Genomic DNA, 22108 nt, shown 5'->3' on the forward strand with positions numbered 1-22108 from the left:
GTCGTATATGGTGGCCTTTTCTACCACCTATATTCATTCTTTGTTTTATTGGGATTATGTTAAGAATACCATTAACAAAAAACTGGATATCAAGCAGTAATGGCAAAATTACAGCAGTTGTATTAGTTATATTTGAGTATATTCTTTTCTTAGTGTTAAGTTACTTTGGATCTAAAGGCAAGAAAGAATAGTACTTTTATACAAATGACAAATCTCTATCTAAAAACATTTAACTCATAAAAATTATTTATTATGCTTCAAATTCACTAATAAAATCAATTAATACATAATCGTACTGGACAAACCCAGTACGATTTTTTCATAATATCAACCTACCGAATGGCGATATATAAATAACAATGTGCCTTTCCATCTTTCGTATATTCACTTGGAACGGTACTCTCATAATCTTTAGTAAAAACTCTCTTTATATCTTCAGATTTTTGTTCAATTACTCATTATTGTATGAGCTACACATGCCTTAGGGAGTTTTTCTTTGCAATAATCCCACCATTTCTTTTCTGTCATATTTCCTATTTTAATTTGATGTGGAAAATAATTATAGATTACCCCGGGCACAGAAGTTCCAAGAAGCATTCTAACATTGCCGCACCCCATTTCACTAGAAAACAATTCATCACATTTAGAGCGAAATTCTGAAATAACATTAACACCTATTAATTCTTTTATTTTATCCTTAATTAAAATACACTCCCTCATTGGATAACGTAATAATTCTACCCTGGCATCCAATATAATCATATCTGGCACAGATACATCTACTATTACTTGAATATCATGTTGATGATCCATTAGATGTGAGGTAGTTCTCCAAATATTATCCTCCACTTCATAATAGTTTACTTCAAAATTTCTTGAATAAAGACTCTTTTCCATAAATATACCTCCATAGTTATACTCAGTACTGACTATAATAACATTGAAGGAACTCTTAAGAGAGTTCCTTCAATGTTTCATTTATCCATTTTAATTCAGTTTCTAAATGATATATATGATGATTAAATATGCTAATACAGTAAATTCTGTAATCAGGTAACAATTTGCTTACTGTATTATCCTTATTTCTAGCTAATTCTTTCAGCTTATTTTCTATATACTCTTTTTGTATATTTAAATTTTTAATAACAGTATCTTTATCAGCAAAGTCAGAAAAATATAATACTCCATCAAAATCAAATTCTACACTATAATTTTTAGCTAAAATTTTATTAAGCAAAGAATTAAAATAAGCAATTCCTAAATCAGTAATAGAATATACTGTTTTTTCAGGCCTATTGCCATCCTTTTCGATAACAGAATTTATATAACCTTTTTCAGCAAGTTTATCTAAATGATAATAAATTGTAGGAAGTTTGATTTTAGCAAAGGCTGCTATGTTATCTGATACTATTTGTTTTATACTATATCCATGTTGAGGACCATATCTCATAAGAATCCCTAGAATATATAATTGTACTTTCATTTGTAATCCCCTTATACTCAGCACTGACTATAATTATATCATATTTTGGGGTAGTGTCAACAATATGTACAAATTATGTAATTAATCTAGCATAAAAATCAGCTTTTTTCTAAAATGACATGGCATAACATTATTATTTATTAATTCACAAGTTATACACAAATTATCCACATTATCCACACAATATCCTACCTATGTGCAATAATTTTAGTTGAGTCAGTTCCCTATGGGAGATTTAGCTTAATAGCTGTTTCAATAGCTGCAGGAAACTAGATTTGAAATAGTAAGTGACAATAAAGTATAATACTTGTTATGAGCATATGAATGTGATAATAACACTACTTAAATAAAGGAGCTTTTAAACATATGAATTTTTACTTTGCACCTATGGAAGGTTTGACTGGATACATTTATAGAAATGCCCATAATGCCTTTTTTAATAAAATAGATAAATACTTTTCACCTTTTATTTTTGCAAATCAAAGTGATAAGTTTAAAACAAAAGAATTAAATGATATTTTACCTGAAAACAATCAAGGTATAGTTTTGATTCCACAATTACTAACAAATAATGCAAAAGACTTCATACATACTTCAAAGAAAATAAAGCAAATGGGATATACTGAAGTCAATTTAAATTTAGGATGCCCTTCTGGAACTGTAGTTTCAAAAAATAGAGGATCTGGATTCCTTTCAAAAACAAAAGAACTTGATGCATTTTTAGATGAAATTTTTTCAGAGGCTGCAACAAAAATCTCAGTAAAAACTAGAATAGGAAAAGACAGTCCAGAAGAATTTTATAATTTGATTGAGATATTTAACAAATATCCTATAGAAGAACTTATCATTCATCCTAGGATTCAAAAAGACTTTTATAAAAATAAGCCTAATCTTAAGGTTTTTAAAGACGCCCTATCTTTAAGTAAAAATCCTATTTGCTATAATGGTGATATTTTTTCAGTCAAAGATTACAAGAAATTTACCACTAATTTTCATAGCGTAGAAACTCTAATGCTTGGTAGAGGATTATTAATCAATCCCGGATTGATTAATGATATTAAAAATAATACTAAACTAGATAAAAAATTACTAAAAAATTTTCATGACAAGATTTATGAAGATTATAAAAAAGTACTTTTTGGAGATAGAAATGTCTTGTTTAGAATGAAAGAATTATGGTCTTATATGATTCAGATATTTTCTAATAATACAAAATATGCAAAAAAAATTAAGAAATCAGAAAAATTATATGATTATGATGCGGCGGTTTTAAGCCTATTCAGAGAACAGACTATTTTAGAAAATTAATAAAATCAAATTTATCTATTACATTTTTAATTTCGTTTAGACTTTATATGCACGGGCATACTAATTTCATCAGGTGATTCTTAGACTCAGGTAGAGTTTGCTTAAGATGATCGGAGTATTACAGATGGTATTTCTCAAACTAAATACCATATTTTGCTTCTTAATATTAGTTTATAGGTAGGTGATTAAATGCTAAGTGATAAACCAATCAATTCTTTCTTAGAAAATATAGCTTCTAAACCATTAACTCCAGCTGCAGGAAGCATAGCTGCCTTGAGTGCAGCTTCTGCAGCAGCATTAACTGAAATGGCTGCTAACCTTACCTCAAAAAAGCCTAAATATCATGATATTTCAGCTAAAATGAAAGAAATAGCTGAGGAATGTTCTTCCTATAGGGAGATTTTTCTTAATGATATTGATAAAGATACAAAAGCCTTTAAAAAAGTAATAGATTTATATTTAATGCCGTTAAATACAGAATCTGAAAAAGAAATTCAACAAAAGGAATTACAAAATAGTTTTAAAACAGCTATAGAAATACCTCTAAGTATGGCCAATAATATTGTAGAGTTAATTTATGCTATAAGATTTGTTAATAAACATGGGTGTAAAACATCAGCATCAGATGTAAAGCAAGCTTATATTCTGGCAGAATCTGCAGTCCGTTCATCAATTTTTCTTATAAAATCAAATCTTGTCTTTGTCCACGATGAGGATTTTCAAACCTATATTTCAAAAAAAATTGATGAATTAGAGGCAAACTTAGAAATGTAATAAATAATATATTTATTATGTATTAACTCAATTTTCACAGTTTAATAATATTGCGAATCAATTTAGTTGACAATTGAAAATTGACAGTGGACAGTGAAGGTGAATTTTTTTCCGTTACACTACAAAAAATCTTTAATTAAATTTTTCAAAGCTCATTTTGCTAAAGCAAAACATAGCTGAGTTGATTCATATAAATTTAAAGATTTTTTCCGATAGCTAAAAATCTTCCTTCACTGTCAATTGTCCACTATCAGCTTTCAACTCAAAAACTTTGTTTCACAAAGTTTTTATATTAAGTCAAGATTTCATATGTGCGAAAGTTGAGCTATTAATTTAACACACTTTTCTCACCTTTAATACCAATATAATTAAATATCTCTTGAAACAAAGTTTTTGCCACAGGTGCTGAAACATCTGAAGCATAATAATTTGATCCACTAGGTTCATCCACACTTACAAGCAAAGTTATTTTAGGGTTCTCCTCAGGAGCCATACCGGCAAAGGAAGACATGTATTTTCCCACTGCATAACCTCCTGTTTTAGGATCAGCTACTTGAGCCGTGCCAGTTTTACCTGCAATATCTAATCCCTGTAAAAAGGCATTTTGTCCTACCCCTGAAGTAACTACTTTAGTTAAATCATCTCTTAACTCAGATGCTAATTTAGCATCATACACAGTTTTTTTACCATAATTACTATATTTTTTATCTACAACTTCATTATTTGTATCATCAATATGTGCAATACTTTTCATAACATGCGGTCTTATCCATGTTCCTCCATTTGCTATTGAATTAAAAGCAGCCATGTATTGAACTTGATTGACTGCAACTCCTTGTCCAAAAGCAAGCTCAGATAAATCAAATCTATTAATTTGATCAGGACTTCTCAAAATACCCGCTGATTCTCCAGGCAAATCTATTCCTGTTTTTTGACCAAACCCCATTTTTTGCGCAGTAGCAACAAGCTTGTCTTTACCTAGTTTATTTCCTAACTCTGCAAAACCTACATTACAGGAATTTTTTATTATATCCACAAAACTTTCGCTGCCATGCCCATTTAAATTCCAGCAGTGGATAGGACTTTTATCAATTGTTATGCTTCCATCACATATATAGGTATCATTCAATCCAATATTGTTTTCTAAAGCACTTGCTGCAGTAACAACTTTAAATATAGACCCTGGTTCAAAATTATCTTGAATAGAAGGATTTTTCCAAAGCATTTCAGCATCTTTAGAATTTTTGGCTATACTTGCTGCGTTGTTAAGATCTACACTAGGCTTATTTGCCATTGCTAATATTTCTCCATTTTGAGGATTCATAACTAAAATATTAACTGCTTTCGCATTATTATCTTCTAAAGCTTTTTGAGCTGCTTGTTCAGCATATTGTTGAATAACTGAATCTATTGTTAAAATAACATTTTTACCATCTACTGGCGGAGTATATTTTTCAGATTCATAAGGTAATTGATTATTTTTTGCATCTTTTTCATAAGTCATACTGCCAGGCGTACCCGAAAGTTCTTTATCATAGCTCATTTCTGCTCCAGAAATTCCATCACCTTCAGGATTCACCAATCCTAAAATACTTGTCATAAAATTTCCATTTACATAATACCTTTTAGTATCTGGTGAAATAATAATTCCTTTAATATTTAACGCTTTAACCTGGGTCATTACAGGTTTCTCAATCTGCCTTTTCAATAAAGCTGAATTAGCAGGCAATCCATTAGGTAGTGTTGTACTTAATACTTTTATAATATCGCCAGATTTCATATTAAGTATGGGAGACAATTTATCAGCTAATTGAGAAAAAGACATTTTTCTCTCACTTAAAGTTTGTCTTAATGTTTTTAAATCCAAGTCAACTCTATAGATACTTTCATTTACTGCCAATTCATTAGAATTTCTATCTAGGATTTCTCCTCTTTTAGCACTAATTGGTATTGTAGTTGTTTGTTGCTCTATAGCCATTGATTTATATTCAGAACCCTTTGCTACCATTAAATACCCTAACCTTCCAACTAGTCCTAAAAATACAATAATCAATAGTATACCAGCAAATATAAATTTATTTTTTTTAACAAATTTTTTTGTTTTCATCCTTCGCCTCTTTAGTCTTTCAGGCAATTTTCCCATTTAACTAATCGCCATTTTATAATATTATTTCTTATATGCTATATAGATTATTATATTAAAAGCTATAATCATATTCAACTATAAGTAATCATGATAATCAAGTTTATTACATAATTGTTTGTGAACTAGATAAATTGCAAAATGCAATGGTATAATTTATTAGTAAAAGGATATGAAGGAGAATTTTCAGTGATTAAACAAGATTTAAGAATAAAAAATATACCTGCAATCTTGTGGGGTCTCAAATCAGATAAACTATTTATAGCAATTCACGGTAGCATGTCAAATAAGGCAGATGATAACATTGTGGTATTTGCAGAAGAAGCACTAGCAAAAGGTTATCAAGTTCTTAGTTTTGACTTACCTGAGCATGGTGACCGCAATAATGAACCCTATGTCTGCAAGGTTCAAAACTATGTTCAAGACCTTAGTACCATTATGGATTATGCAAAATCACTATCAAATAATATAAGTATATTTGCCTGCAGCTTGGGAGCATATTTTAGCTTACTTGCTTACAGCCGTGAACCATTAAAACAGTGTTTGTTTCTCTCTCCTGTAGTGGATATGGAACGCATCATAAATAATATGATGACATGGTTTAACATAAGTGAAAGTAAACTAAAATTAGAAAAAGAGGTACCAACGCCTATTGGACAGACACTATATTGGGATTACTACTCCTATGTAAAAGAACATCCTATAATCACTTGGAATTGTGCTACTTCGATTCTATACGGATCAGAAGATAACTTGTGTGAGCTTGATGTGATATCTGCATTTGCAAAACACTTTAATTGTAAACTACAAATAATGGAACATGGAGAACATTACTTTCATACAAAAGAACATCTTGAATTCTTTAGAAAATGGGTGAGAAAAAATATATTTTATAATTAAAAAGTTTTATTTCAACTTTATTTAACTCTCACTCTACATGTGGGACTTTTAGCCTATAATGATTTATTCTGTTACTTTCGCTTTTGCACTTTATTTTTATACATATTGTTATCTGCTATCTCTATTAAAGTATCAATATCAACCTTTTTTATATTATTATATTCTGCAAAACCATAGCTAAAATCCACTTTATAATTAAAAGAGCTGCCTGCATTAAGCTTGTCCATATCACTTCTTATTCTATTAATAATTAATTCTGCATCTTTTATAGCAATATTAGGAAATATAATAAGGAATTCATCTCCACCTATTCTACAAACATAGTCAGAATTTCTTACATTAGAGACTAACAACTTGACTACATTTAAGATAAGGTTGTCCCCTTCAATGTGACCATAAGTATCATTTGTCTTTTTTAAATTATCCACATCTATAAAACATATTGTTAGATTATTTTTGCTTCTCAATGCATTTTTCATTTCTTTATCCAAGAACTCCATACCTGCCCTTCTGTTGTATAACTTCGTCATTTCATCAGTGGCAGCTGTTTTTTCTAATTCATTTTCTTTGTCTGTTAATTCTTTGAATATAGTATTATAAGGCTGAGTAATACAGGTTATTATAACTGCCTTATATATAAGATAAAAAGATATTATCTTAAAATAATGCCCTAACAAGTTTGAAAATGCATAGTTATTTATATATAAAGTAAACTCAAATTCAGATATTATAGTAAAAATAATAGACCCAAACAAGTACCCATAAACTTTATTATCAAATTTATTTTTGTTCTTCCTTAACAATATGATATCAGTTGTTAATATTCCACATATAATATATTCGCTAATTATTTTAAATGGGGTTTGTCCTTTTCCTTGAATAAAACATATAGGGAATACCTTGAAATAAAAAATTGAAGCTATAATACTTGACGTAACTACGGTATAAATTCCAAAGGTTAAATATGGTCTCAATTTTCTTTTAAAATGTATAAATATAAATGGTATCAACAAAGAAATGCTTTCAAGATAACGTGCTCCTATCCATAATTGATTGGCATAAAAATTATATCCTCTAAAAATGTTCATGCCGTGGTATGACAGCGTATGTAGTAAATCTAAAAATGCTACAAACACATATGCAATACCTATGAATACAAGGTAATCAAAATATTTTTTCGAAAAATTTTTTGAATTCCATGCTACTATAAACAAAGTAAATCCTATTATTACACTAAATAATTCTGCAAGGCTGTGAAACAATAAATAGCTATATAGGTTGGTCATATACAAAGCTGCTGTCACAATTAATAAAATAATAACTTCAAAAATATAATTTTTGTATTTATACATATGATCAGCCTCCCAATAAAATAATAATTACATATAACAAATACTTCAAATAATTTTATTTCTAGATATAAACTATTAAGTACATTATATTATTAAATAATAAGAAAATCCAATAAAATATTATTTGTAAAAAATATATTAAGTTCTTTTATTTGAGAGGTGGCTTTAATTATAGTAAACTGTCCCCTTTTGATAAATTTCTTATGGCATTACTAAAATGGAAAATTAAAAGTAAAAATCCAAAAAAATTAACAAGTGATGAAATAGGTATGCTTGCCATATATGATAAACCAGTGAATTTTACGGCAAGAAAGAGTATAGATGAAATAGTAGCCTACGTTAAATCATAGTATAAAAAATATAGAAAATACACAGTACTATATACAATAATTATAAATTTTATAAGGAAACGTGATTAATATGGGACAAGGAAAGGATACAAATTACTCGAATTCATTTGTTGAACAAAATTTATCTTTTATCAAAAATCAATTAGGAGATGGTATTGGTCTCGGTGAAGGCAGATTTAAAGCATTTGGTGGTCAAAGAGAAATTGGAGTATTGTATGTGACCAGTCTTTGTGATAAAGAGTTTATAAGTGACCAAGTTATTACCCCCCTATTACAGGGAACATTAAAAAATAATATAGAAAATGGTGACATAAGTATATTGGCACAGACAATGTTTATTTCACCAATAAATACTAAAATAATAAAACAAAAAGAAAAAGCTGCAGCTGAATTATTAAAAGGAAATACAGTAATTTTCTTTGAGGGATGCAGCAGTATACTTATAGTTCAAGCTCCAAAGATGGAAAAAAGATCTATAAATAACCCAGAAAATGAAACAACTATTTTTGGTGCTAAAGAATCCTTTGTAGAAGATATAGAAACCAATATTAGCATGGTTATTAGGAGACTTCCTATACCGACACTTAAATTTGAAACTTTCACGTTAGGAAGATTATCCTGTACAAATTCAAAATTGTTATGGATTAAAGGATTAGCTAAGGATGATATTGTAGAAGAAATCAGAAGGCGGATTAAAGATGTGGATACCGAGATAATAGATGGTACTAGTACTTTAGCTGAACTTATACAAGATAAGCCTACTAGTATATTTCCAACCTATAGATTGACAGAACGTCCAGACATAGTTTCAAGGGCTCTGTCTGACGGCTATGTTGTAATACTTTGCAATAATAGTCCCTTTGCATTGATAATGCCAATGACTTTTTGGAATAACTTTAAAACCATAGATGATTATTCACAGTTACCTTTTGCTGCTTCGCTATTAAGAATCATTAGAATTTTAGCTTTCATTATATCTATTACCGTATCACCGTTATACCTTTCCTTTGTTACCTACAATCATACTATTGTTCCACCATCTCTTGCTTTGAATATTTCTCAAGGAAGAAATGGTGTCCCATTCCCTTCAATAGTAGAGCTACTCGCCATGACGATTATAATTGATATAATTCGTGAAGCTGGAACACGTATGCCGGGAATAGTAGGTTATTTTATAGGAACTTTAGGTGCAGTTATAATCGGTCAAGCAGCTGTATCAGCAGGTTATATAAGTGTATCTATTATTATAGTGGTGGCATTTTCAGCAATAGCTACCTTTGCTATTTCATCTACTATGCTAGTAAATATTTCAAGAATAATTAATTATTTTCTAATATTGTTATCAGGATTCTTGGGTATATTTGGTTTTTTTAATGGTAGTTTTATTATTCTATGGAGAATGTCCATATTGGAATCCTTTGGAGTACCTTACTTATATCCAATCATACCAGTTGAATTTCAGGGATGGAATGATATTTTTATCAGAGCACCTTTGAAAATGTTGAAAAACAAACTAACACTTATTGCAAATGTAAGTAGTAATAAAGCTGGAAATACAAAAAAGCAATGAAATATCTTTTATTATAAGAGAAGGTGACCTCCATTGAGGTATGATAAATTCACAAGAGAACAAATTGTTTTTCTTACGTATGCAAGTGGATGTGGTAATATGGCATTTAATTTTATTTGGGCTGTATATTTATCAGGAAGAAGTGGATGGGTTGCAATGTGTATAGGAATTCTTTTGACCATTCCTATTGCCATTGTAATAGTATATTTAAGCAAAAAGTATCCTGAATGTAATATATTTGACATTATAAATATTAGTTTTGGAAAACCTTTATATATAATTGTGATAATAATTAATGCAGTAATAAATATTGTTTTAGCAGCAATTGTTTTGAATTTTATGACCGGAACAGTTAAGATACACTTTTTACAATTAACTCCTGTATGGGTGATTATGACTGTTATTCTTATCATGGCCTTTTTATTTGTAAATAATAAACCCTTGCTATTTGGAAGAGCTATAGAACTACTAACAGTATGGTATATATTAAATTATTTTACAGGGTTTTCTCTTGCTTTTGTGAGCAAATTTGATTTTAAAAACATATTTCCTATATTTGATACTACACTATTAAAATTTGGGCAGGCGACATACTTTTCATTATGTTCAGCCTCAGAAATATTACTGTTTATAATAGTAATGGTTGGTGATATGCCTCAAACCACTGGTAATAGAAAAAGTATAATAAAAGGAATTGTTCTTTGGTCGTTCATATTATCGTTGGCAGTATTTATTATGCAGGGTATATCTGGCAGCAGATTATTATTACGTACCTCATCCACAGGAATTGAACTATCAAGAGCTATTTATCTTGGAGATTTTTTTAGAGGACTGGAAATATTCATTCTAGCTACGTATCAACTAATCGCTACTTTAAGATTATCATTATATTTATATTGTACATGGATACCTATAAAAAAATTATTTAATGAGAAATATTCTTTTATTATATTGCTTTTAATTTCAATTATAATCATAATCCCATCTATAAAATTAAATTCCTATAATAAAGCATTTTTTGCTTCTATATTTATGGATTATTATATTCTTTTACCTTTTGTAGCGTTTATTATAATAATAGCTTTTCTTGGTGATTATATTAAGGGAAAAATGTCTGGAAGTGATGTGGGATGAAAAAGGCAATGCTTATAATATCATCAGTAATTCTTATGCTTTCTTTCGTTGGCTGCTGGGATTATGTGGAGTATGAACAGATGACTCAAATATATGCTCTAGGAGTAGATTTAGATGCAAAATCGAATGAAGTAACTATAACACTGCAATATATTCCAACTGCTAAATCCATGGGAGATAAAACAAATACTACCAATAGTACAGGAACAGTCTATTCTGCATCTGGTATTACAATAATTGATGCCTTAACAAAGCTGCAGCAGGCAAGTCCTAATAAGCTATTTCTTGGGTATCTGCAGGTTATAGTAATTAGTGAAGATGCAGCAAAATACCTTATGAAAGATCTAATTGTATTTTTTGATAGTACCTCAAACATTCGTAATTCTGTAAACATAGTAATTGTACCTGGAAGTGCCCAGGGGACAATAGCCACTCGCGATCCCAATTCTGAAACCTCTTCGGGTAAAAAAATGCATATGCTTTTAAGCTCATCTCAAAGTAATGGTACCACATATTCCGTTACTCTGCATGATTATTTGCAGATGATGGATAGAGAAGGGGTTGAACCAGTAGCTCCCAGAATGTTAACTACAGTGCTCAGTAGTGATTCAGGCGAAGCTTTAGGTGGAACTCGAAATGGTATAAGGTTTTCTGTAGAAAAGAATGGCAATATACTTGCAAGTGGTATGGCAGCTTTTAAAAAAGATAAATTTGTTGGCTGGCTTAATGATAAGGAAAGCATGGGTCTAAATTGGATATTAGGTAATAAGATTACCTCCTATAAAACTTCTAATATAGATAAGCCTAGTATTAATAAGGATGAAAAAGATTTACCGCTTCATGCTAATCTCAAGAAAATGCTCTACTATTATATAACAAAATCAGGGAGCAAAATTAGAGTTAAAATAGAAAATAATCAACCTGCTATATATTTAGAAGTTAAGGTTGAAGCTGCCTTAAGAAAATATTATAGTGATGAGGGAAGTGAGTACATAAGTCCAGATATAGTTAATTCAATTCAGGAAAAACTATCAAGAAGTATAAATTCAGATATTATGGCAGCACTAGAAAAAGGTAAAGGTGAATTAAATTCAGATATATTTGGTTTTGGATTTAGTCTTTATAGACAACATTCTAAAGAATGGAACAAGTATTATAAAGGGGTTTGGGATGATATATTTCATGATGTTCCTGTTAGGGTAAATGTCAAGACTAAGATAACTAATACTGGAACAAATATTAAGAAGCTTCAGATTAAATAGCTAAAAATAATGTATGCTTGTATTAATAACTCTTCTCTCCTTATTTGGTAAGGAAAAAATAGTTGATGTCTATTAATTAGCTACTGCAAAAGCAAATCAATCCGGTGTTATGGTAAGTAAAAGTAGTAATTTAGCACTCACAAATACTACAATGAATAAGACAAGTTGGAGATACCACTAGTGAGGATGAAAGCAACTTTTATGGATTAAACGAGGATTTAGTTGTAAAGTCATGAAGTAAAGTAAATATAAGCAGTACATTCTGGTTTGAATTAAAAATATTTAATTTGAACTTTCATTGATACTGTGAAATACAATAAACTTACTTCCAATATAGTTTGAAATAATAGAAAAACCCGTAGCAAAAACTTGAGAAAGAAAAGTATCAACATACAGTTTGCTCACTAGTAAATGCATAATAATTAAGTTTAATGATAAGGATACTCCATTTACCATAGTGAATTCTATAAGTTGAAGAACTATCCTTTTATCCTTATCACAGAAAGTCCACTCTTTGTTTAAAATATAACTATTTAACATACCTATTGAATACGAAACTACTGTACTTAAAAGGTAATTAATCAGCAAAATCTTGTTAAAAAGATAAAAAGAAAGCAGTGTTATAGTAGTATTAGCGACCCCAACTATACAAAATTTTATTAGCTTAATCATAAGATTTTCCTATTATAAAATATTTTTTATTTAGCATGATAATCTTTACCTTCACCTCTGACATCATTAACTACATATAAGTTTTTTTGGGGACTTTTATATAATTTTATAGAACTATTAGTGGGGTTTGCCAGTTTGTCATCTAAATTTATTTCTTTATCTATTATGTACAGCGGTCTACATTTACTTTCGTCATAAATTCTAGCAATATATTCGCCCACAATTCCTATAGAAAAAAGTTGTATACCTCCTATAAAGCATGCTATAGTCAATGTTGTTACCCATCCTATAGAATTTACAGCAGTTCCTCGTAATATCTTTACTAGAAGATATACAAAAGTTATTAGTGATAGTAAAATAGTTTCAAGACCTAAATGTTCAACTACCTTTAATGGTTTTGAAGAAAAAGAGATTATTCCATCTAGCGCAAATCTTATCATCTTTTTTATGGGATATTTTGTTTCTCCTGCAAAACGTTCTTTTCTTTCATACTCTAAAGGTACTTGTTTGAATCCAATCCAACTCCACATTCCTCTCAAGAACCTATTATGCTCAGGCATTTTCTTTATGACTTCAACTACCTTTCTATCAATAAGCCTAAAGTCCCCTGTGTCTACAGGGATTGTTACACTGCTCATTTTATTTAAAATCTTATAGAATAATTTTGCTGTAATAAGTTTAAATACGCTTTCACCATCACGCTTTTTTCTTTTTCCATATACTACATCATTTCCCTGTTCCCATAACTTAATCATTTTAGGTATAAGTTCAGGAGGGTCCTGAAGATCTGCATCCATTATAATTACCGCATCCCCATTAGACTTATTGATTCCAGCAGTAACTGCAATCTGATGGCCAAAATTTCTAGAAAAGCTTATAACTTTCACATGAAAATCCCTTTTGGCAATTTCCTTTAAAATATTGAAGGTTTTATCTTTACTTCCATCATTAATAAAAATTAGCTCATAATTTAAATCATTTTTTAAAGCTACATTGCTTAACCGGGTATAGCACTCACTAGCAACTTCTTCTTCAAAATACATGGGAACAACTATTGAAATAAGTTTATGGTTCATAATTTACCTCCCCAAAATATACTTAATAAATAGTAATTATCTAACTTTATCTATATTCATTATTTTTCGTATAAGCCCGGTTTTCTATTCCTATCTTATATAAACTTTATTAATATTTTTTGTTTATTTATGAATATTTTTACGTCATGTCTAAAAAAATAAAATAAAGATTAGTATGAAAACATAAGGAGAAGGCCTATGAATTTATCTAATGCAAAATCAGTAGATAAAATAATTAATTTTATTGAGAAAAACTATTATTTTTTTTTAATAATAATTTTATCCGTATCATTGTTTAATATATTTTATAACTTAGGTAGTACACCTATAAATAGCTGGGATGAGGCAAGGCACGGAGTTAATGCTTATGAAATGATTAAAAGAAATAATTACATAGTAAACACTTATGCATATAGTAATGATTACTGGAACTTGAAGCCACCATTAAGCTATTTATCAATAGTTTTAGGCTTTAAGATAGCAGGCTTTAATGCCTTAGGTCTAAGATTATTTTCCGCTGTGGCAGGTATGTTAACAATACTTATAGTAACTATATTCGTTTTATATAATTACGGGAAAATAGCCTCTCTAATTTCAACATCCGTATTAACTACTACATCACCCTTTATTCTTGATCATTGTTCTAGAAGTGGAGATGCAGATTCCCTATTTATTTTATTCTTCACATTATCTATAATATGTTTAACTTTAGCTAAAAAAAATATTTTATGGTTTTATAGTTCTGGTTTTATTTCTGCATTAGCATTTCTTACTAAAAGCTGGCATGCCGGCAGTATAGGAGTTATTATAGTCATATATTTAACTATAAATAGATCAATGATAAATAAAAAAGATATAGCTATATTTATACTAAGTACTTCATTTCCAATTTTAGTTTGGTCATTGTTAAGATACAGTCAGGATGGTTTTACATTTTTTAAAAACATGATATCATATGATTTAATGGCTAGAACCTCCAGAACTTTAGAAGGTCATATTGGCGGCATGTGTTACTACATTGAGCATTTTCAGTGGTCTTATTTTTATTGGTTTCTTGTTTTCACAAGTACTGCGCTTACAATCATTACAATAACCCTTCCAGAAACTTTAACTAGTGATGATAAAAATTATGTTTTATGCACAGCCTTGTGGATAACTATACCCTTTTTGCTTTATACAATGGCAAAAACTAAAATTTGGTGGTACATATTCCCCATCTATCCTGCAATGGCCATAAGTATTGGTACGACTTCAAGTATACTTCTAAAATCAAAAAAATCAAATATTATTATGCCAATTTTGCTAAGCGGAATGATACTGTTTTCTGCAGGAAAAAATCAGCTATTAATTATGGAAAAAATTTCTCATGTCAAAACAGACCCGATTCAAATTCTTTTCAAGGACCTAGAAAAGCACCCTGAATACAAAGGCAAAAAAATCTACATCAATCACTTTGAACAGAGTTACTGGCTGTGTGCTGAATTATATGGTGACTTAGTTCCAACTTCCGGTGGTATAAATGGATTTTTAAAAGATAATAATAGCTGTCTGCTTTTTATTACAAGAGATAAAATAAATCTTTTAGGAAATAATATTTCTAATTTCAAGATAATAATTCAAAATAAAAACGCTTGTATTTATAGTAAGTAGCTACTAGTTTATCAAAAATCCAGGTACACCCAACTAAAAAAGTAATATCAAAAGTATAGTTAAATAAAAAAAGCTGCTTTGCAGTATCAGCTTCCCCATTCCCTATATAGGGCATAGGAAATTGTACAATACCAACAAACATGATCATCCATAAAATTTCTATTTGTAAAGTAATTTTCTCATTCTTTTTGTTTTTAATATACTCAATAAAGGAAACTAAAAACACTAAAGTATAAAAAACTACTATGAAAGATAGAGTCTTCGGCAGTTTTAAATTTCTAAAGTTTGACCAAAATGTGAAACGATTAAATTCAGGATTATATTTTGACACCTTAGATCTTTCATATTTACCTAAGGAGGTTTCGGTATGAAAGCTCTTAGATGCAGTATATTCCATGCCTTTTAATAACCTATCAGGATGTAAAATATAGAATTTTGCAAGTTTTATATTGCTAATCTTTTGATTAAATTCTTTATTGGTTATATCTGACCAAGGAATATATTTTACATATGCACTTTTAGGTAAATAAGCATGCTTCCCTGCTTCCACAGATAAATCTGGAGATAATCCAAGCATAACCAAGTCTTTTTTTGGACTTTGTGAATTTTTCAAAATACCGTAAAAAACTGAATTAAATTTTGTATCTACACCACAAGAGCTATCAATTTTACAATATACTCCTTTTACATAAAAAATTAACGTTAGAGTAGTAATAACAAGAAATATATTAGTTTTATTAAAAATTTGTTTTCTATCAATTTTCACTATCCTTAGCATAATAAGAACTACAAGTGGCAATTCAACAAAACATTGGGCTTTAGCTCCAAGAAACAAAATGGACGAGATAAATATAAATAAAAATTTTTTATAAGACCTATCTTCTCTATGTTTTAAAAAGTAAATAATACTTGAAATAAACAAAAGAAAACCTACAATCATCATTGGTTCTCCATAAAGGCTGTTAAACCATACAATATAGTTTCCATCTACTAATATTATTATAGATAATATACTAAAAAAAACTGCTGCAGCTATATTTTTAAAATGAATACAGCTAAAGCATATATATAATCCTGTCATATACAAAATTAAGTAAATAAAAGCTAAAATTCTAGTGTCAAAATAATTATAACCAATTACCTTACATAATAATTTTCCAAATGTAATAGGATAAATCATGCTTGTAGTTGGAATAATTCCTAAAAGCCTTGAAAAACTGGTTGGAAGCATTTTATATTCAGTTACAACATACTTAAACCAGTGAGCTGAATCTTTCCCTTTGGCATCTGTTAAACCAGTAGCTTTCATTACTCTTTCAAAATCTCCTTGATCTGCTATACCTGGCATAGGAGGATAAAAAAGTATAAATAAAGCTGCTATGAAAGCTCCTAGGATACTAATAATTGGTATATATCTACATAAACTTGAATTTTCCCTAAGAGACCACCTATTTTCTTTCATATTTTAGTAATAACTCTCCCCTTTCCTGGGACTTATCCAAAAATATAACATATCCATATAACCAAAGTATTTCCACAAATTTAGGAATTAAACCTAACCTACAAATAATAAACTTTTTTTAAAGATTAGTCACAACCATTTTATTGTGATAAAATAATAAAAAAGTGTTTGAAAAGTGTCGCTAATTGAAGTATGATGATTGATACAATCACAAATGTGAAATTATTTAATTAAAATTATGAATTTTAATTCGTTTAATAAAATCTATAAAGATCAGAGGAAGTTTTATATGAATAGAGATATAAAAAAAGAAGTCCAACTAAATACAGCTCAAATGCTAGTAAAATGTTTAGAAGCCGAAGGAGTAAAGTACATCTTTGGTATTCCTGGTGAAGAAAACCTAGAAATAATGAATGCAATTTCAGATTCAACTATTGAATTTATCACAACCCGTCATGAGCAAGGTGCTGCATTTATGGCCGACGTTTATGGACGTTTAACAGGAAAAGCAGGTGTTTGCCTATCAACACTAGGACCAGGTGCCACTAACTTAGTAACTGGTGTAGCAGATGCTGATAGTGATGGTGCTCCGGTTGTTGCTATTACAGGTCAAGTAGGTACTGAAAGAATGCATATAACATCGCACCAATTTTTAGACCTTTGCAAAATGTTCGAACCAATCACAAAGAGAAGTAAACAAATCGTTCGTCCTGATACTGTAAGTGAGATTATAAGACTTGTTTTTAAGTATGCTGAAAGTGAAAAGCCTGGAGCATGCCACATTGATTTACCTGTAAATATTGCAAAAATGCCCGTAGGTGCTTTAGAAAAGCCTTTGGAAAAGAAGATTCCACCAAAGGAACATGCAGATTTATCAACAATTGAGGAAGCTGCAAGTGAAATCTTCAAAGCAAAAAATCCTATTATCTTAGCTGGAAGCGGTGCTATAAGAGGAAATTCTTCAAAAGCTGTTACGGAATTTGCAACTAAATTGAAAATTCCAGTAATTAATACGATGATGGCAAAAGGTATTATTCCAATGGATAACAAGTATTCAATGTGGACAATAGGTATTCCACAAAAAGATTATGTAAATAAAATTATTGAAGAGGCTGATTTAGTAATTACAATTGGATATGATATTGTAGAATATGCCCCATCCAAATGGAATATAAATGGGGACATTAAAATTGTGCATATCGATGCAAGACCATCACACATCAATAAACTTTATCAGCCCATAGTAGAAGTAGTTGGTGATATTTCAGATGCTCTATACAATATATTGAGAAGAACTTCTAGCAAAGATGAACCAGTAAAAGCTTTGGAAATTAAATCAGAAATGCTAGCTGAACATGAAAGCTATGCAAATGACAATGCTTTTCCAATGAAACCCCAAAGAATTTTAAATGATGTTAGAAAGGTCATGGGACCACATGACATTGTCATATCAGATGTAGGTGCCCATAAAATGTGGATTGCCAGACATTATAACTGCTATGAGCCCAATACATGTATTATTTCAAACGGTTTTGCTACAATGGGTATTGGTGTTCCAGGTGCAATTGCAGCCAAATTAATTAATCCAGATAAAAAAGTATTGGCTATTGTTGGTGATGGCGGTTTCATGATGAATAATCAAGAATTAGAAACAGCCCTACGTATTAAAACTCCAATTGTAGTTTTAATATTTAATGACAGTAACTACGGTTTAATAAAGTGGAAACAAGAAGAACACTATGGTAAAAGCTGTTATGTAGATTTTACTAATCCAGACTTTGTAAAGCTTGCAGAAAGTATGTATGCAAAAGGATATCGAGTAGAAAAAGCAGAAGATTTAATTCCAACTTTAGAAGAAGCTTTCAAACAAAATGTACCTGCAGTTATTGATTGTCAAGTTGACTATGGTGAAAATATAAAGCTTACAAAGCATTTAAAAGAAGTTTATGAAAATATGTAAAGTGGAGGAATAAAATGAAAGCATTATCTATTAAACCAGAAATCTATACCTTTGATACATGTAAAGAATTTATAAACAAATTTAAAATAGGAAAAGAAGATTTAATTATTACAAGTGAGCATACTTATGTTTCATATTTTTCTAAATATAACCTTGATACCAATGTAATCTTTATTAGAAAATACGGCACTGGAGAGCCAAGTGATACAATGGTAGAAGCAATTTGTAAGGATATAAAAGATATTACTTATAAAAGAGTAATTGCTATTGGCGGCGGAAGTGTCCTTGACGTTTCAAAATTGTTTGCATTAAAGAAAGTCTCGCCAGTACTTGATTTATTTGATCACAAATTAGAATTTGTAAAAGATAAGGAATTGATCCTAATTCCAACAACTTGCGGAACAGGCAGTGAAGTAACTAATATTTCTATTCTTGAATTGAAGTCAAGACATACAAAATTAGGTCTTGCTATAGATGAACTATATGCAGATTTTGCTGTTATGATTCCAGAACTTCTAGAGAATTTACCCTTTAAATTTTTTGCAACTAGTTCCATTGATGCCTTGATTCATTCCATTGAATCCAGTGTTTCACCAAAAGCTACAAGCTATACAGAAATGTTTTCCTATAAAGCAATGGAAATGATCTTAAAAGGATATCAGGAGATTTCAAAAAATGGCCCAGACGCCAGGTTTTCCTTGTTAGATAAATTTTTACTTGCAAGCAATTATGCTGGAATTGCATTTGGCAATGCAGGGTGTGGTGCAGTACATGCTATGAGTTATCCTTTAGGTGCTAATTACCATGTTCCTCATGGAGAAGCAAATTATCAAATGTTCATTGGAGTATTTAAAACCTATTATCGTTTAAAACCACAAGGTAAAATTACAAAACTAAATAAATTCTTAGCATCCATTTTAAACTGCAAAGAAAATGAAGTTTACATTAAAATAGAAGAGTTATTAAATGTATTGATTCCTAAAAAACAATTACGTGAGTATGGGGTAAAAGAAAAAGAATTAAAGGAATTTACACAAAGTGTTATGACTAAACAAGGTCGTTTAATGGCAAATAACTATACAGAATTAAATGAACAAACTGTATATGAAATATATAAATCATTATATTAAAGTAGAGTTGATTTAAATTATGATAAATTTTCTTAATTTGGAATACTTTTTAGTTGCATCAGAAGAATTAAACTTTACTAAGGCAGCAAAAAGACTGTTTATCTCTCAACAATCATTAAGTTCTCATATTTCAAAGTTAGAGCTTGACTTAAATGTCACATTATTTAATCGTACCTCACCTTTGACATTGACACCAGAAGGAAAAAGTTTGGCAAAAAACACTATAAAGATACTGAACTTAAAAAAACAATCTCTAAAAGAACTGTCAGATATCAAAGATTTTAAACGAGGTGACTTATATATTGGTATATCCCCTACAAGAGGACTATCATTTTTGCCAGAGATACTGCCTGACTACAGCGAAAAATTTCCTAATATTCATCTACATTTATTCGAAGGTAATTCAAAAGAATTAGACCTTGCATTACTTAACGGTGATGTAGATTTAATAGTTGCAATGTTACCTTTCCATGTAGAAAATGTAGAAACAATACCTCTTTGTAATGAAGAAGTTCTTATGATCGTTCCAGATAGTATATTAGTAAAATACTTTCCTAATAACTATGATAAAGTTAAAGCACAACTTGAAAAAGATGTAGATTTAGCTTTATTGAAAGATTGCCCTTTTTTAATGTTTAACACAAGACATATGGTTAGGCTTATTGCAGATGAAATGTTTAGTAAAAAACAGATAAAGCCTAATATTATTTTAGAAACAGATAGTATTGAAACAGCCTTAGCACTTTCAGTAAAAGGAATGGGAATTACTTTTTACCCTAAAACTCTAATGAGTAACAAGAATTTAGTATTTGATAAAGACTCCTTTGCAAGTACTAACATATACCATATGAGATATAATAAAACTCATAGAACGCTGGCCATCGGCTATCAAAAAAATCGCTATATATCTCAAGCAGTAAAGGAGTTTATCAAGCTAGCAAAAGAAAAATATGAAAATTTAATTCAATGACAAGTGTAGATTTTAATTATTGTCTTTGCCTGCATCATAATAATAAAACAAATAACCGCATACCTGTTGAATTCAGATATGCGGTAGTTTTTTTAATAATATCTTCTTATTTTTAAAGTCTGATTTCAGATAATATTATTAAACTCCTGCTGTGATACCACCATCTGCAATAACAGGTGATCCTGTCATACAGGAAGAATCATCTGAAGCTAAAAATGTAGCAATTTTAGCAATTTCCATTGGAGCAATAGGTCTTCCAATAGGTTGTACGGATGCAAGATCTTTTAATACAGCTTCTCTACCTCCAAATAACTCAGCATGAGCATCATTAAAAGTTGTGTCAACCCAACCAGGACAAATACAATTTACTCTAATATTATCTTTTGCAAAATCTAGTGCCATTGCTCTTGTTAACATTAGAATAGCCCCTTTGGATGCTACATAAGCAGAAAGCCTTGGTTCTGCAACAAAACTATTTGCTGATGCAGTATTTACTATTGAGCCTCCCCCTGCTTTTTGCATAACAGGAATAACATGCTTAGATACTAAAAAGTGAGATTTTACATTTACATCCATTGTTTTATTCCAAATATCTTCTGTTAACTCAAGAACAGAACCAGGAATATTAACAGCTGCATTGTTACATAAAATATTAATTGTTCCAAACTTTTCGAGAGTAAATTTAACAAGTTCCTTTATATTCTTTTCAGAAGAAACATCTGTTTTAAAAAAATAAACAGAATGACCTTTCTTTTGCAATTCTTCTTCAAGAGCTTGTCCTTCAGCTTCTAAAATATCAGAAATAATAACCTTTGCTCCTTCATTTACAAAATCTCTAACAATTGCTTTCCCAATTCCCATTGCACTTCCAGTTACAATAGCTACTTTATTTTCTAGTCTCATATTTGTTTC

19 protein-coding genes and 1 pseudogene are annotated in these 22108 nt (G+C 29.8%); 11 read left to right on the top strand and 9 right to left on the bottom strand.

Annotated features, from left to right (window positions below):
- Positions 1-332: 332 nt before the first annotated feature.
- The 3 genes and pseudogenes from CLJU_RS23085 to CLJU_RS19090 form a co-directional block, all read right to left on the bottom strand.
- Positions 333-449, bottom strand: a pseudogene (locus tag CLJU_RS23085) (AraC family transcriptional regulator); the annotation flags it as partial.
- A complete protein-coding gene (locus tag CLJU_RS19085) occupies positions 448-897 on the bottom strand; it encodes a DUF2889 domain-containing protein (RefSeq protein ID WP_013240475.1) in 450 nt (149 codons plus the stop codon). The pseudogene CLJU_RS23085 and the gene CLJU_RS19085, both read right to left, overlap by 2 nt.
- A 55-nt stretch (positions 898-952) precedes the next feature.
- Positions 953-1483: a PadR family transcriptional regulator gene (locus tag CLJU_RS19090; RefSeq protein WP_013240476.1), complete on the bottom strand. Its 531-nt coding sequence runs from the start codon at positions 1481-1483 to the stop codon at positions 953-955.
- Positions 1484-1849: 366 nt separating this feature from the next.
- Between CLJU_RS19090 and CLJU_RS19095 the strand changes: the two genes are divergently transcribed.
- Together CLJU_RS19095 and CLJU_RS19100 are read left to right on the top strand one after the other, a co-directional pair.
- The gene (locus CLJU_RS19095; protein WP_013240477.1) at positions 1850-2791 is read left to right on the top strand and encodes a tRNA dihydrouridine synthase; all 942 of its coding nucleotides are present in this window, start codon (positions 1850-1852) and stop codon (positions 2789-2791) included.
- A 189-nt stretch (positions 2792-2980) separates the two neighbouring features.
- A complete protein-coding gene (locus CLJU_RS19100; protein ID WP_013240478.1) occupies positions 2981-3565 on the top strand; it encodes a cyclodeaminase/cyclohydrolase family protein in 585 nt (194 codons plus the stop codon).
- A gap of 328 nt (positions 3566-3893) precedes the next feature.
- On the opposite strand, the gene CLJU_RS19105 is transcribed toward CLJU_RS19100, so the two are convergent.
- A complete protein-coding gene (locus CLJU_RS19105) occupies positions 3894-5672 on the bottom strand; it encodes a penicillin-binding transpeptidase domain-containing protein (RefSeq protein ID WP_013240479.1) in 1779 nt (592 codons plus the stop codon).
- Positions 5673-5897: 225 nt separating this feature from the next.
- Between CLJU_RS19105 and CLJU_RS19110 the strand changes: the two genes are divergently transcribed.
- Entirely contained in the window at positions 5898-6608 is a 711-nt protein-coding gene (locus CLJU_RS19110; protein ID WP_013240480.1) for an alpha/beta hydrolase, read from the top strand.
- A gap of 71 nt (positions 6609-6679) precedes the next feature.
- Here CLJU_RS19110 and CLJU_RS21505 read toward each other — a convergent pair whose 3' ends face one another.
- Entirely contained in the window at positions 6680-7960 is a 1281-nt protein-coding gene (locus CLJU_RS21505; protein ID WP_013240481.1) for a sensor domain-containing diguanylate cyclase, read from the bottom strand.
- 203 nt (positions 7961-8163) lie between these two features.
- Between CLJU_RS21505 and CLJU_RS19120 the strand changes: the two genes are divergently transcribed.
- The 4 genes from CLJU_RS19120 (at position 8164) to CLJU_RS19135 (ending at position 12276) form a co-directional block, all read left to right on the top strand.
- On the top strand, positions 8164-8310 hold the full coding sequence (locus CLJU_RS19120; protein WP_199275782.1) for a hypothetical protein: 147 nt from the start codon (positions 8164-8166) through the stop codon (positions 8308-8310).
- Between the two features lie 70 nt (positions 8311-8380).
- Positions 8381-9880 (top strand): spore germination protein, encoded by a 1500-nt coding sequence (locus CLJU_RS19125; protein WP_013240483.1) that lies wholly within the window; start codon positions 8381-8383, stop codon positions 9878-9880.
- Between the two features lie 33 nt (positions 9881-9913).
- Positions 9914-11014, top strand: a complete 1101-nt coding sequence (locus tag CLJU_RS19130; RefSeq protein ID WP_013240484.1) for a GerAB/ArcD/ProY family transporter — start codon at positions 9914-9916, stop codon at positions 11012-11014.
- A complete protein-coding gene (locus tag CLJU_RS19135; protein WP_013240485.1) occupies positions 11011-12276 on the top strand; it encodes a Ger(x)C family spore germination protein in 1266 nt (421 codons plus the stop codon). The genes CLJU_RS19130 and CLJU_RS19135 overlap by 4 nt, the downstream gene beginning before the upstream one ends.
- 282 nt (positions 12277-12558) lie before the next feature.
- Here the strand turns inward: CLJU_RS19135 and CLJU_RS19140 are convergent, their stop codons facing one another.
- Together CLJU_RS19140 and CLJU_RS19145 are read right to left on the bottom strand one after the other, a co-directional pair.
- Positions 12559-12948, bottom strand: coding sequence for a GtrA family protein (locus CLJU_RS19140; RefSeq protein WP_013240486.1), 390 nt, complete (start codon positions 12946-12948; stop codon positions 12559-12561).
- Positions 12949-12974: 26 nt separating this feature from the next.
- Positions 12975-14024, bottom strand: coding sequence for a glycosyltransferase family 2 protein (locus CLJU_RS19145; protein ID WP_013240487.1), 1050 nt, complete (start codon positions 14022-14024; stop codon positions 12975-12977).
- A gap of 198 nt (positions 14025-14222) precedes the next feature.
- Between CLJU_RS19145 and CLJU_RS19150 the strand changes: the two genes are divergently transcribed.
- Positions 14223-15674, top strand: coding sequence for an ArnT family glycosyltransferase (locus CLJU_RS19150; protein WP_013240488.1), 1452 nt, complete (start codon positions 14223-14225; stop codon positions 15672-15674).
- Here CLJU_RS19150 and wsfD read toward each other — a convergent pair.
- Positions 15628-17136, bottom strand: a complete 1509-nt coding sequence (gene wsfD / locus CLJU_RS19155; protein WP_013240489.1) for a glycan biosynthesis hexose transferase WsfD — start codon at positions 17134-17136, stop codon at positions 15628-15630. The genes CLJU_RS19150 and wsfD overlap by 47 nt on opposite strands.
- A 289-nt stretch (positions 17137-17425) precedes the next feature.
- Between wsfD and CLJU_RS19160 the strand changes: the two genes are divergently transcribed.
- From CLJU_RS19160 to CLJU_RS19170, 3 genes are read left to right on the top strand one after another with little or no spacing between them, the layout of a single operon-like run.
- Entirely contained in the window at positions 17426-19096 is a 1671-nt protein-coding gene (locus CLJU_RS19160; protein ID WP_013240490.1) for an acetolactate synthase large subunit, read from the top strand.
- A gap of 14 nt (positions 19097-19110) precedes the next feature.
- The gene (locus tag CLJU_RS19165) at positions 19111-20226 is read left to right on the top strand and encodes a 4-hydroxybutyrate dehydrogenase (protein WP_013240491.1); all 1116 of its coding nucleotides are present in this window, start codon (positions 19111-19113) and stop codon (positions 20224-20226) included.
- 19 nt (positions 20227-20245) lie between these two features.
- Entirely contained in the window at positions 20246-21196 is a 951-nt protein-coding gene (locus CLJU_RS19170) for a LysR family transcriptional regulator (protein WP_013240492.1), read from the top strand.
- 138 nt (positions 21197-21334) lie between these two features.
- On the opposite strand, the gene CLJU_RS19175 is transcribed toward CLJU_RS19170, so the two are convergent.
- A complete protein-coding gene (locus CLJU_RS19175; protein WP_013240493.1) occupies positions 21335-22099 on the bottom strand; it encodes an SDR family NAD(P)-dependent oxidoreductase in 765 nt (254 codons plus the stop codon).
- Positions 22100-22108: the final 9 nt, after the last annotated feature.

This window comes from Clostridium ljungdahlii DSM 13528 (genome assembly GCF_000143685.1).
GTDB lineage: Bacteria > Bacillota > Clostridia > Clostridiales > Clostridiaceae > Clostridium_B > Clostridium_B ljungdahlii.

Bases quoted from the DNA above. Each gene is read 5' to 3' on its own strand.
- CLJU_RS19085 (WP_013240475.1), bottom strand. From the start codon at position 897: ATGGAAAAGAGTCTTTATTCAAGAAATTTTGAAGTAAACTATTATGAA.
- CLJU_RS19090 (WP_013240476.1), bottom strand. From the start codon at position 1,483: ATGAAAGTACAATTATATATTCTAGGGATTCTTATGAGATATGGTCCT.
- CLJU_RS19095 (WP_013240477.1), top strand. From the start codon at position 1,850: ATGAATTTTTACTTTGCACCTATGGAAGGTTTGACTGGATACATTTAT.
- CLJU_RS19100 (WP_013240478.1), top strand. From the start codon at position 2,981: ATGCTAAGTGATAAACCAATCAATTCTTTCTTAGAAAATATAGCTTCT.
- CLJU_RS19105 (WP_013240479.1), bottom strand. From the start codon at position 5,672: ATGAAAACAAAAAAATTTGTTAAAAAAAATAAATTTATATTTGCTGGT.
- CLJU_RS21505 (WP_013240481.1), bottom strand. From the start codon at position 7,960: ATGTATAAATACAAAAATTATATTTTTGAAGTTATTATTTTATTAATT.
- CLJU_RS19120 (WP_199275782.1), top strand. From the start codon at position 8,164: ATGGCATTACTAAAATGGAAAATTAAAAGTAAAAATCCAAAAAAATTA.
- CLJU_RS19125 (WP_013240483.1), top strand. From the start codon at position 8,381: ATGGGACAAGGAAAGGATACAAATTACTCGAATTCATTTGTTGAACAA.
- CLJU_RS19135 (WP_013240485.1), top strand. From the start codon at position 11,011: ATGAAAAAGGCAATGCTTATAATATCATCAGTAATTCTTATGCTTTCT.
- CLJU_RS19140 (WP_013240486.1), bottom strand. From the start codon at position 12,948: ATGATTAAGCTAATAAAATTTTGTATAGTTGGGGTCGCTAATACTACT.
- CLJU_RS19145 (WP_013240487.1), bottom strand. From the start codon at position 14,024: ATGAACCATAAACTTATTTCAATAGTTGTTCCCATGTATTTTGAAGAA.
- CLJU_RS19150 (WP_013240488.1), top strand. From the start codon at position 14,223: ATGAATTTATCTAATGCAAAATCAGTAGATAAAATAATTAATTTTATT.
- wsfD (WP_013240489.1), bottom strand. From the start codon at position 17,136: ATGAAAGAAAATAGGTGGTCTCTTAGGGAAAATTCAAGTTTATGTAGA.
- CLJU_RS19160 (WP_013240490.1), top strand. From the start codon at position 17,426: ATGAATAGAGATATAAAAAAAGAAGTCCAACTAAATACAGCTCAAATG.
- CLJU_RS19165 (WP_013240491.1), top strand. From the start codon at position 19,111: ATGAAAGCATTATCTATTAAACCAGAAATCTATACCTTTGATACATGT.
- CLJU_RS19170 (WP_013240492.1), top strand. From the start codon at position 20,246: ATGATAAATTTTCTTAATTTGGAATACTTTTTAGTTGCATCAGAAGAA.
- CLJU_RS19175 (WP_013240493.1), bottom strand. From the start codon at position 22,099: ATGAGACTAGAAAATAAAGTAGCTATTGTAACTGGAAGTGCAATGGGA.